At 67.7% G+C, this 11,310-nt stretch carries 11 protein-coding genes and 1 CRISPR repeat array (1 of these 12 cut by a window edge); of the genes, 5 read left to right on the top strand and 6 right to left on the bottom strand.

The genetic code is table 11. The features are described 5' to 3' along the window. A CRISPR array of direct repeats spans positions 1–2,181; the repeat unit is 27 nt; unit sequence TTTTCCCCGCGCTGCGGGGGTGAGCCG (it extends 423 nt beyond the left edge of the window). A 562-nt stretch (positions 2,182–2,743) separates the two neighbouring features. The 4 genes from ACIP4O_RS06175 to ACIP4O_RS06160 all read right to left on the bottom strand — a co-directional run bounded on the left by ACIP4O_RS06175 (position 2,744) and on the right by ACIP4O_RS06160 (position 5,471). After that, positions 2,744–3,157 carry a DNA-binding protein gene (locus ACIP4O_RS06175; RefSeq protein WP_401572071.1) on the bottom strand — a complete coding sequence of 138 codons (414 nt, stop codon included), beginning with the start codon at positions 3,155–3,157 and terminating at the stop codon, positions 2,744–2,746. Continuing rightward, entirely contained in the window at positions 3,139–3,423 is a 285-nt protein-coding gene (locus ACIP4O_RS06170) for a hypothetical protein (protein ID WP_401572068.1), read from the bottom strand. Before ACIP4O_RS06170 ends, ACIP4O_RS06175 begins: the two co-directional genes overlap by 19 nt. A gap of 325 nt (positions 3,424–3,748) precedes the next feature. Next, on the bottom strand, positions 3,749–4,933 hold the full coding sequence (locus tag ACIP4O_RS06165; RefSeq protein WP_401572065.1) for a tyrosine-type recombinase/integrase: 1,185 nt from the start codon (positions 4,931–4,933) through the stop codon (positions 3,749–3,751). After that, positions 4,908–5,471, bottom strand: a complete 564-nt coding sequence (locus tag ACIP4O_RS06160) for a hypothetical protein (protein ID WP_401572062.1) — start codon at positions 5,469–5,471, stop codon at positions 4,908–4,910. Before ACIP4O_RS06160 ends, ACIP4O_RS06165 begins: the two co-directional genes overlap by 26 nt. Positions 5,472–5,614: 143 nt before the next feature. Between ACIP4O_RS06160 and ACIP4O_RS06155 the strand changes: the two genes are divergently transcribed. From ACIP4O_RS06155 to ACIP4O_RS06140, 4 genes are all read left to right on the top strand, one after another. Then, entirely contained in the window at positions 5,615–5,779 is a 165-nt protein-coding gene (locus tag ACIP4O_RS06155) for a helix-turn-helix domain-containing protein (RefSeq protein ID WP_401572059.1), read from the top strand. Between the two features lie 172 nt (positions 5,780–5,951). Then, positions 5,952–6,197, top strand: a complete 246-nt coding sequence (locus ACIP4O_RS06150; protein WP_401572057.1) for a hypothetical protein — start codon at positions 5,952–5,954, stop codon at positions 6,195–6,197. A gap of 406 nt (positions 6,198–6,603) precedes the next feature. Continuing rightward, the gene (locus ACIP4O_RS06145; RefSeq protein WP_401572054.1) at positions 6,604–7,089 is read left to right on the top strand and encodes a hypothetical protein; all 486 of its coding nucleotides are present in this window, start codon (positions 6,604–6,606) and stop codon (positions 7,087–7,089) included. Between the two features lie 269 nt (positions 7,090–7,358). Then, a complete protein-coding gene (locus ACIP4O_RS06140; RefSeq protein WP_401572051.1) occupies positions 7,359–7,646 on the top strand; it encodes a hypothetical protein in 288 nt (95 codons plus the stop codon). Between the two features lie 25 nt (positions 7,647–7,671). On the opposite strand, the gene ACIP4O_RS06135 is transcribed toward ACIP4O_RS06140, so the two are convergent. Next, complete coding sequence (locus ACIP4O_RS06135; protein ID WP_401572048.1) at positions 7,672–8,484, bottom strand: DUF4253 domain-containing protein; 813 nt, start codon at positions 8,482–8,484, stop codon at positions 7,672–7,674. A 65-nt stretch (positions 8,485–8,549) separates the two neighbouring features. Further along, entirely contained in the window at positions 8,550–8,840 is a 291-nt protein-coding gene (locus ACIP4O_RS06130; RefSeq protein WP_401572046.1) for a hypothetical protein, read from the bottom strand. A gap of 27 nt (positions 8,841–8,867) precedes the next feature. On the opposite strand from ACIP4O_RS06130, the gene ACIP4O_RS06125 reads away from it, so the two are divergent. Further along, positions 8,868–11,201, top strand: a complete 2,334-nt coding sequence (locus ACIP4O_RS06125) for a helix-turn-helix domain-containing protein (RefSeq protein WP_401572043.1) — start codon at positions 8,868–8,870, stop codon at positions 11,199–11,201. The last annotated feature ends 109 nt before the right edge of the window (positions 11,202–11,310 follow it).

Raw genomic sequence — 11,310 nt, 5'->3', positions numbered from 1 at the left:
TTCCCCGCGCTGCGGGGGTGAGCCGCGGATCAACGACGGCACCGATCCGGAGGAGGCGTTTTCCCCGCGCTGCGGGGGTGAGCCGGCCGAGGACGCCCAGCGCGCCGCCCGCCAGACGTTTTCCCCGCGCTGCGGGGGTGAGCCGGACAGGTGCTCGACGGGCCTGCACAGGCCCTGGTTTTCCCCGCGCTGCGGGGGTGAGCCGGCCGCCCACTCCAGCGCGTCTTCGTCGGCGTCGTTTTCCCCGCGCTGCGGGGGTGAGCCGTCACCTCGCGCTTCGCCCGCGAGTCGGAGAAGGTTTTCCCCGCGCTGCGGGGGTGAGCCGGCCGCCGACGGGGCGACCGCCTCCGCGAAGAAGTTTTCCCCGCGCTGCGGGGGTGAGCCGCCGACGCGCCTTGGTGCGAATCGACAGGGCAGGTTTTCCCCGCGCTGCGGGGGTGAGCCGTTGCTGGTCAGACGTCGAGGACTGCGTCCTCCGTTTTCCCCGCGCTGCGGGGGTGAGCCGCCACACCGAGCCCTGCGCCCCGAACTGCGGGGGTTTTCCCCGCGCTGCGGGGGTGAGCCGGCTTAACAGACGTAACAGGAGAGGAGAGGGAGGTTTTCCCCGCGCTGCGGGGGTGAGCCGATGGCCGCCGCTTTCGACCGGCACTTCGTGCAGTTTTCCCCGCGCTGCGGGGGTGAGCCGGCCATCCATCCGCCGAGAGCCATCACGAGCGAGTTTTCCCCGCGCTGCGGGGGTGAGCCGCCGAGGACGTGGGCGGTGACGACCCGGGAGGTGTTTTCCCCGCGCTGCGGGGGTGAGCCGTCCACCCCCAAGATTGGTGCCACCCTCGCCCCGTTTTCCCCGCGCTGCGGGGGTGAGCCCGCGATGCTCCTGCGGATCGGCGACTCGCTGTCGTTTTCCCCGCGCTGCGGGGGTGAGCCGGTGGCCTGCACGGTCTTCGTGCTCTTGGTCATGTTTTCCCCGCGCTGCGGGGGTGAGCCCCGGTCTTTCGCCAGAGCGAATCCCGCCACAGGGTTTTCCCCGCGCTGCGGAAGTGAGCCAGCCCGGCGGCAGGCTGTCCCTGGAGGGCCCGTTTTCCCCGCGCTGCGGGGGTGAGCCGGCTGCGGCGATCACGCTGCCGGTCCTCGCCAAGTTTTCCCCGCGCTGCGGGGGTGAGCCGTTTGTGGTGTCGGGAGGGAACGCCCCACCCGGGTTTTCCCGCGCTGCGGGGGTGAGCCGCGCACCGCCGACGTCGCCGTCTGGTGGTGGGGGTTTTCCCCGCGCTGCGGGGGTGAGCCGGTCGGCGGCCTCGCGGCGGGAGAGGACCAGCTGTTTTCCCCGCGCTGCGGGGGTGAGCCGGGCACGTGATGATCGACCAGCCCCGCCTCTCCGTTTTCCCCGCGCTGCGGGGGTGAGCCGCTACCCGGCTCCTCACCTGGGGCCTGCCTGTGGTTTTCCCCGCGCTGCGGGGGTGAGCCGGTGGCCGACCTGGTCCTCATCCACATGGAACCGTTTTCCCCGCGCTGCGGGGGTGAGCCGGCGTTGACGTACTGGTTCGCGGCCTTCAGGTAGTTTTCCCCGCGCTGCGGGGGTGAGCCGGCGACGGCAGAAGGCGCGAGAGCAGACATGAGGTTTTCCCCGCGCTGCGGGGGTGAGCCGCTGGTCCGCGCGAGCCTCCAGCTCCTCCAGGAGTTTTCCTCGCGCTGCGGCGGTGAGCCGGCCATCGCCGACGCCGTCATCGACGTCAACATGTTTTCCCCGCGCTGCGGGGGTGAGCCGGCGGCGTCCCAGGCCATCCGCACCGGGCTGGTGTTTTCCCCGCGCTGCGGGGGTGAGCCGGCCAGCTCGCCGGTGCGGCTGTTGAGCAGGACGTTTTCCCCGCGCTGCGGGGGTGAGCCGCTGTCCGCGCCGACCGCCACGCACGCGCTCGTGTTTTCCCCGCGCTGCGGGGGTGAGTCGTGGCGAGGTCGTACAGGCATCACCCTGGCCCGTTTTCCCCGCGCTGCGGGGGTGAGCCGGTCCACTGCTCGACCGAGCTGATCGACACCTGATTTTCCCCGCGCTGCGGGGGTGAGCCGTCCGGTGACGAGGTCGGCGCGTGGCTGCTGTCATCCGCCCCGCGCTGCGGGGGTGAACCGACGTGAATACTGAGCTGCGCCACGTTCCGCCCATCCGCCTCACGCTGCGGGTGCCCCCCCCCGGGACCTGTCCCCTTATCCCCCGCTTCGACTACACCCCCTCCAACTGCCCACGCTTCATACTCCGCGGCGGCAGCCCGCACCGTGCAAGCGAATGGGCAGATCTCCCCGACCGGCCTCTGGGAGAACAACTCGCCGAGATCGTGCAGGCGGTCGGACTCCGCGGCGAGGCCGCAGAACGCGAACGCCTTGCAGACCAGCAAGCCAGAGAGGTACAGCAAAAGCGCTGGGAAGCCGCCATGCAGGAAGCTCACGCCGCCTACGCCCACGCCTACCGCGTCAAAACCTCGGAGAACAGGCAGACACCTGGTACCAGGCCAGCCGCCTGACCGAATACGTCGCACCAGTAGGCGTCCATGCCACATCACTCCGCCCGGGCAGGAGCGGACCGAGGTCGAGGCGTGGCTCGCGTTCGCGGACGCGCACCTCCAAAACCGCACCGAATCGGTTTCAGCGCCGAAACTGCCCACGCCGCCGAAACCCAGCGGCGACGACCTCAAGCCCTTCCTCGGTCACTGGAGCCCCTACGGACCCCGCTCCTACTGAGCCGGACCAGAGGAAATCACACCACCACGAGCCGGACCCGCCCGCCGCACATCTTGGCCATGTCGTCAATATCGGAAGTCAGCATGACCACCGGGCGGTGCTGTCGCAGCGCGGCCTCGGCGACAGCCGCATCGATCGCGTACTTGTGCCCGTGCAACCCGGTGTTCATCAGCAACTTCGAGGCAGCTTTCGCCTCCTCGTCACCGACCGGGACGACCCGCAGCCCGGAAAGCACCCAGTTCAGGCGTGGCTTGTTCGTACGGGCGTGGACGGCCTCGATGATGGTGAGCGCACTGATCACGACCTCCATGCCGCGCGAGCGCGCCTCAGCGATCAGAGCCACCACCTGTTCCTCGTCAGCGAGCAGCTTCGAGAGTCCCTCACTGTCGAGGACGAGCGTCCCCTCGTGACTCAGCCTGCGGCGGGCCACTCGGCCTCCTCGGCGAACACCTCGTCGAAGACCTGCCGCGCCCGCTGACGAGCCTGCTCGGAGACCGGCCCCTTGCGGCTCTCGTAGTCCGCCAGGTACTCGTCCAGGACCTGCCCGCGCAGCTCACGCTCGACCGCGTCGGCGATGAACGCGGAGAACTCCCGCTTGCCCACCCGAGCCCGGATCGCCTCGGCGGTCCCCTCCGGCAGCGACAAGCTCACCCGCGTCGCTGGCCCTTCCCCGATGCTGTACGTCGCCTCAGCCATGCCCCCGATTGTGTCAAACGAGTAGGAAAAGCGCCACGTCCGCACTACCTTCACGGCTCGGCCAGCGTCCCGCTCACACAAATCCCAGCACTGGCACCCCCATCCCATCCCAGCACGGGAAAACGCGAAGGGCCCGACCCCGAAGAGTCGGACCCTCTCTGACCTGCGTGTGTGCCGGTTCAGCGACGTGGGTTTATGTCACCCGCTACACGTTGAACTGGAACGTTCATGGAACCCCTTCCTTCCCAGTATTCCCAATGGTTTCTGCCCCTCGAAGGGGCCCAGGGTCAGCACCAAGTCAGCACCGTGTCGATCAGTCAGCACGTCATGCCGCCATGGTGACGGCGCGCACCGTCGACGGTCGAAGCGCCTGCTGCATCACGTCCCGGCACCGGTCCCACGCCTCCGGCACAAGATGCCCGTACGTGTCGACGGTCGTCTTGATGTTCCGGTGCCCGAGCCAGCGGCTCACTTCGTGGATCGGGACACCGTTCGCAAGCGCCGTCGAGGCGAAGAAGTGGCGCAGCGAGTGAGGGGTGTACTTCGGCTTCCCCTCCGGGGCCACCACGCCCGCCGCGGTGCACGCCTTCCGCCAGTGGTAGCCGTACGTCGAGGCTGTGGGCATCTTCCCCTTGCCCCGCTCGCGCGGTGCGAACAGGACCTCTACGCCGTCGACCTCGACCGCGCCCCAGCGCTTCAGGTGGTTGCCGATCTCCTGACCCAGGAACGTCGGTGTCGGAACGTCCCTGTACTCGTCTGCCGTACGGTGCTTGAGCGGCACGAACCGCGTCACGCAGTCGCCCTGGTTCGCCTTGGCGCTGATCTGCCTACGCAGCCGCAGGAAGCCTTCCCGCTGACAGTCGGAGGTGAGCCCCAGAGCCTCGCTGATACGCAGCCCAGCGCCCGCCTGGAGCCACACCGTGAGCCGGTACTGATCGGACATGGCGGCGGCGATGGCGTATACGTCCGCCAGTGTCGGTATCTCGTCCGGGTCGACAGCCGAGCCCGCCGTCTTGATCGGCGGTACGCCGTCACACGGGCTCTCGGGTATGCGCCGTTCCTTGACGGCCGTCGCCATCATGGCGCGCAGGATGTTCATGCGGTCATTGACCGTCGATGCCGCCAACCCGCCGTTCACCATGACGGCCTGGAGCTTCTTCACGTCCGGGACGGTGACGCTGGCGAGGGTGCGCGCGCCCAGCGCGGGAAGCAGATGGTTCGATATGAAGCCCTGGTAGTTCCGTCGGGTCGACTCGTTCACCTGGTGCTGCGCAAGCCACTCTTCCGCCCACCTGCGCATGGAGATCTGCCCAAGCTGGTGGTCGATGTAGACCCCGGCCCGCTTGTCGTTCTCCGCCTTGACGCCGAAGCTCTCGGCTTCCTTCTTCGTGGGGAACGACTTCTCCCGCTGGCGCCCAGTCCGCCCGCCGGGCTCGCGGTAGCGGACAGTCCACAGGTGCGCGCACCGGGTCTTATTCCGGCAGTCACACTTCTTCAGTACCTGCGCCACGCTTCATCCCCTGGAGTGTCTGCACTGCCTTGCCCGTGAGCTGCCCGCCCGCCTTGCCTTCGACCTTGGTCAGGAAGCCCCGCTGTCGCGCAGCACGCAGGTGCCCCTTCACAGTGGCCGGATTCAGATCGAACCCCGCCGCCAGACGCTGCGCCGGGGCGCGCTCTCCCGCATCAACGAAGTGCACGTAGAGGGCAGACAGCACCGCCAGCCGCTGATCTGTGAGGCCGCCCGAGAGGGAAGCCAGCCGCTCGCCGAGCTCGCGAATTTCCAGGTCGGCAGCCTCCGCAAGTGACCGCATCGCAGCGAAGTCCTCACTCGGCGTGGTGTTGATCCGCCGTAGAACAGTGCTGGAGATACCGCGTGCGACCTCCTGCGGATCAGCGTCGTCAGCAGGAACGACGTAGATCTCGCGCGGTCCCACCGATCCGCTGGTGCCCTCGGTCCAGTACATGGTCACGACCCATGCGCCCATGCGCTTGATGACGGTCACGCCATCTCGCGGTTCGTCGCCTGGTGACTGAGGTGTCGAGTTCATGGATGCACCGTAAGCAGGTGACACACCCCGGGCAAGTCCGGATGGGACAGATCCGGACTTGACCGTGGCGAACTGATGCGCTCAGGATGTGGAAGTCCCGCCCTTCCATCGACAGGAGTCCGCCTTTGCACCACCACCGCCTCATGACCGTTGACGAGCTGGCCGAGTACCTGGGTAAGAAGCCCGCGTGGATCTACAACAACCACCGGGCACTCGGCATCCCGTCCCGAAAAGTCGGCGGCAGCCTGCGCTTCCGACTGTCAGAGGTTGACCACTGGATTGACCGGGAGTGCCCCGCGTCGGCATGACCAGCCCATCCCCATTACTCACAGCCACCGAAGGGAGGCACATGTCCCGCCATCCGGCGGGGTCGCCGGCGCACCGCGCCGGACAAGGAAGGAAAGGGGGCCACGTCGAGTGGCTATCAACTTCGGGCTGGGCAAACCCTGGGGCGCCGTCTCGCAACATGAGTACCGGCGCATGGCACGTGATGAGCGCTTCGCTCTCGCGCACCGCGTGCACTTCGCCGCACTCGGCTGGGCCGACAGGCATGGGCACGCACCGTTCGGGCCCAACGCGCTCGCGGCCATCCTGTCGAGGAACGGCACACGGCTCAGCAAGCAGAGCACGACCGGCGCCGTCGCCAGCGCGAAGCGCCTCGACCTCGTATCGCCGCGTTCATCAGCGGCCTGCCTCGTGCTCGGCAGTCACGTGTTCCAGAAGTAGAAGGGCGCACCGTCGCCCTGCCGCACGCATTCCGAGCGGCTCTAGCGCACAGATACAGCGCAAACCTGTACCGAGTACAGGCGCGACATGTACCGAAACCAGCTCTGACCTGGGGAAACATTCGCTGCCTCTCTATCTAGTTAGGGCAGCGGCGGAAGAGCGTCAGCGCTGGCGACATGGCATCTGCGCCCGGTGCAGCCGAGCCTCGCTCGGCCCAGTCGTAAGCCCGCTAGCGCTAGCCCAGGTGCGGCCCATCAGGGCCGCCACATTGCAAGCCAGTAGATCAAGCAAGCCTGCAAGGAGGCTCTACCTCTTGAGCAAGTCGATGACGAACTCTCCCTCTCGCCGCCGCTCCCCCGCTGGGGCGCCGTCGCGTCCGACGTACGAGCTCGGTATGCGCCGGGGAATGCTGACCTTCATCTGCCGCGTAGAAGGTCGTCCGCGCCGTCTCCTGTGCCTCTGTGCCTGCGGCGAAGTGAAGGACGTCGACATGAGCAACTTCGCCAGCGGACGAACGAAGACCTGCGGCGGTCCGGCGCATCGCGCCCCCATGTCGTACGTCGAGGCTCACCGCATCGTCCGCATGGAGCGCGGGAAGGCGAGCGCCCGCCCCTGCTGGCGAGACTGCGGCAAGCAGGGCGCCGAATGGGCGTACGGCCATCTGGACTCCAACGAGTCACGCGACGAGAAGGGGAGGCATGCAGGCATCCACTACAGCACAGACCCGATGCACTACGTGCCCCTGTGCCTTAAGTGCCATCGGCGGTTCGACAGGGAGACGACAACGCGGTTGCGCGTCAATCCGGCGGCGAAGGAGTCGTCCACCTTGGCCGTCTACTGGTCCTACCTCCACGATCGCCCCGGCATGAAGGTCGACGCCAGCGCTGCGTGACCATTCGGCACGCCCCTTCCTGCTCGCTGCGGGGAGGGCCGCATGCCCTCGGTGCTTTGCACCACCCCGCCGCCGCATGCCATCCGTTCAGGCCATTGACCTGCGGATACTCCGCATGACGCCCCGCCGGCCGAGGGCAAACGACCTCTGGAACCGTGGCAGGATCCGAGCTGCTAAGACAAGGCGGTCGGGGAGGGTGGACTTCAGGGGTCATACCCCACCCCCTCCGCTCTCTTCCTGCTCTTCGCCGTCGCCTCTACGATCCGCGCATGATCAAGCTGTCGTGGGCCCTGGTGGCCGAGCACGTAGACGAGTGGACCGGCGACAACTTGGCGCAGGGCGCCGCCGCTCTCGAAGCCAAGGTGGGGACAGCGGTCGAGTCCAGCGGCATGAAGCCGGAGACCGTGAGGCAGTGGCGGACTGATTTCTTGGCACCCGTGGTCGAGTCTCTGCGCACAGAAGGGGCAGCCGCTCTCGCGCGAGGCGAGTCGTGGAGCAAGGCGGCTGGACCATTCCTCGCGTGCGCCTCCCCCGCCATCCGACCGGAGGCCCGGTGACCGTTCCTGTGCCTCGCCGCTGAGGTCAATCCCACCAGAAGTCCCAGCAATTCATGCCGACGATGCGCTCGGCGTAGGCGGCCAGGGTGTAGGGACGCGAGCCCTGCCAAATGTTGTCCGGGCAGAAGGCGAAGTGCTCGGCGGCGGCCAGGAGGGCATCCTCGGTAGTCATCGGAGGTGCCGCGACGCTGAGATGGAGGGTGCTGAAGCCGACAGCCACGACGCGCGCACCGAAGCGGCGCTCCCAGTCGCGTACGACGGCGGAGAACTTGGCCGTGTCGTTGTCGTAGTTGGCGGGACCGTTCCAGCCGACGGCGGTAAGTGCGTCCGCACCGCAGGCAGCGGCGACGAGCCCAAGCCGCGACCGAGGATGCTGATCGACGAAGACCCGCGCGTACTCTGCGGCCATCTCATCAGCACCTGTCACGGGCTCTTGGCTGCGGGCGGGACTTGGCCAGGCCAGGCCGAACGGCGCGGTGACTGCGAGACGCTTCTCGGGCGTGAGGAGGTCATCGTCGTCGTCGGTACTCGTGTACACCTTCCACCACTGCGCCAGGAGAACCGCCGGGTCGTGCGCGTCGGGTGAGGACATCCGCTCGGGAGACAGCTCTCCGGACGCCCAGGGCCGGAATGCGCCGTCGTTCGGGTCCTCGGCGTCAAGAAGGAGAGGCCACAGACCCGAGGCGCTGTGCTCGGCGCACAGGTGGGCCCACAACTCGGCGGAAGCCGGGGTATCACTCAGCCACAGCGGTTGCCTGTCGCCGTCACCCTCATCAGAGGTAGTCATCCGGCCCTTCGGGAGCTGGCCATCTAGGGAGGCGAGGAGTTCAGGATTCACAGGCGGATGCTAGTTCGAGGGTCTGACAACTGGGGGCACACCCGTTGGTGATCGTTCACTCCTGTTCAGGTGAGGTACTGGGTGAACACGTCGGCGACGGCAACGGCCAGGGTGATCACAGCGGCGAAAGCGGCGGCTGCACGCATCAAAGCGGCCGGGTAGGTGGCGCCATCGAGGCGGGCCAGTGTGCCCGTGGCAGCGGCGGCCAGGAGCGCGAACACAACGGTCACGGCGACGGCCAGTAGGACGACGGCGACATGGGTCACGACGATCTCCCTGCAGACGGTGAGATGTTGATGTGACCAAAGTTCGCCGAAGCGATGTTCGCCGTGGTTCGGCCGGACAATGATGAACATCGGCGAACACGTGCGACTGGGGGCCTGATGCCTAGCGAGAAGCCCGGTGGAGGGGAAAGCCCGCTGACCAAGCTGCGTGACAAGCTCAGCGATGGACTGGCTCACAAAAGGCTGACTAAGACGCAGCTCGCTACCCAGTCAGGGCTGAGTCGCACGACCATCCAGGAAGCGTTCCGGGTGGATGGAGCTGTCCCGTCAGCCGAAACAGTCGTGGCGCTGGCCCGAGTGCTCGGGGTGTCAGAAGCGGAGCTGCTGGATCTGCGGCGTAGGGCTGCCGCGCACCCAATCGGTTCGGTGCCCAGGCGCAGCGAGGGACCTGGCAGGCCGATCGGACAGTGGGATCCGCACGATCTGGAGGTTCATCCATCCGGATCCGCCACAGCGGCCAGCTCGGTTCGGGCGTTGTCCGGCTACGTCCGGCGTGCGCACGACCAGGTGTTGGCTGAGGCGGTGAGCGAGGTCATGGAGGGCCGCAGCCGGATGTTGGTCCTGGTCGGCTCGTCATCCACAGGCAAAACACGGGCGTGCTGGGAGGCTGCTCAGCCGCTTGCTGACGAGGGGTGGCAGCTCTGGCACCCCTACGACCCAACCCGCGCAGAAGCGGCGCTCGCCGACCTCGAACGTGTCGTGCCGCTCACGGTGGTGTGGCTTAACGAAGCCCAGCACTACCTCGGTCACCCTCAAGTAGGCGAGCGCATCGCAGCCGCCCTTCACACCCTCCTTACCGACTCCAGCTGCGGACCGGTCCTCATCCTCGGAACCCTCTGGCCCGAGTACGAGGGCCAATACACCGCCATGCCCAGACCTGGCAGCCCAGACCCGCACAGCCGAGCCCGCGAGTTGCTCGCTGGCCGCACAGTGGCTGTCCCCGACACCTTCAATCAGGACGCACTCCGAAGAGCCACGATCCTCGCCCAAGACGGTGACCGGCTGCTGGCGGATGCCCTCTCCCGTGCTGGCACTCACGGCCGCGTCGCGCAAGACCTCGCTGGCGCCCCCGAACTCCTGCGTCGCTACGAGCATGGCGCCCCGGCCGTTCGGGCACTGCTGGAAACCGCGATGGATGCCCGCCGTCTCGGGGTGGGGCTCCACCTTCCCCAAGCGTTCGTCACTGACGCCGCCGCCGACTATCTCACTGACGACGACTGGGACCGACTCACCAACGACTGGGCAGAAGCCGCCTACGCGGACCTCGCCCGCCCCGTCCACGGCAAGCAGGTCCCGCTCGGCCGGACAAACCCTCGCCCCTCGCGTCGTCCTCCGATCGATCCGACGCCGGCAAGTGCTGCAACCCCGCCAACGGGTCCTATGCTCCGCCTCGCTGACTATCTCGAACAGCACGGGAGGAGCACCCGCCGTCTACTCTGCCCACCGGCATCCTTCTGGCACGCAGCTCACACCCATCTCGCACACCCTGGCGATCTCAACAACCTTGCTCAAGCCGCCGAGGACATGGGCCGTTCGCAATGGGCCCACCACCTCCGCCTCCGAGCAGCCGGGGCTGGTCACCCTGATGCCCTGATCAAAGTCGCCTGGGTACGTGAGCGCGCCGGGGACCCTGAGGGTGCCGAGTCCCTATTCCGGCAGGCTGCGGACGCTGGGGACCCAAGAGGTCTGAAGTTCTTGGGCTACGGGCCGGAGACGGCCGGGGACTGGGAGGGCGCCGCGGCCTATTACCGGCGGGCCGCCGACGCCGGCGACCCAGATGCGATACGCGGTCTGGCACGGCTGCGGGAACGGGTTGGAGATTTAGATGGTGCCGAAGCCCTGTATCGGCAGGCAGCCGACGCTGGCGACCTCAATTCCCTGTCCAACCTGATGATGATGCGGGAGCACGCCGGAGACCGGGACGATGCCGAAGCCATCGCCCGGGAAGCCACCGACGCTGGCGATACCTTGTGCTTCGAGATCCTCGCGGAAATGCGGGATGAAGCCGGGGACTGGGAAAGCGCCGAAGCCATCGCCCGGGAAGCCGCCGACGCCGGGAACATTCTCCCTCTGTTGCAGCTATGGCGATCGCGGCTTGACGGCGGCGACTTGGAGGGCGCCAAATCTGCCTTCCGGCAGGCCGCTGAGGCCAACGGCGGACCCACCCCGGCCCACTTGGCACGAACGCGGGAGCAGGCCGGGGACCGAGAAGGCGCCGAATCCCTTGCTTTGAAGGCTGCCGATGCCGGTGATTTCTACATCCTGCGCGACCTGGAGCGAATGCGGGACGAGGCCGGGGACGAGAAGGGCCTTGACGCCCTCTACCGGCACGCCGCTGACGCCGGCCACATCCGCTCGCTGTTGGGCCACGGAAGGTGGCAGTACGGGCTGGACCCGGACGGGTCGCCCTCATCTCCGTGGATCTCGGAATAGGGGCATCAGTTCGACCATCAGGTATCCGTGATGGCTCACGCGGTCCGCACCACCAAGGCGAACGACGTACACACGCGCCGGAAGCTCCCGTGCCCTGTCCGACCGATAT

Origin of the sequence: Streptomyces sp. NPDC088923 (assembly GCF_044749745.1) — a bacterium.
In the GTDB taxonomy this organism is placed as follows: domain Bacteria; phylum Actinomycetota; class Actinomycetes; order Streptomycetales; family Streptomycetaceae; genus Streptomyces.
Note: the sequence above shows the minus strand (reverse complement) of the source record. Positions and strands in the feature narration are given on the sequence as shown.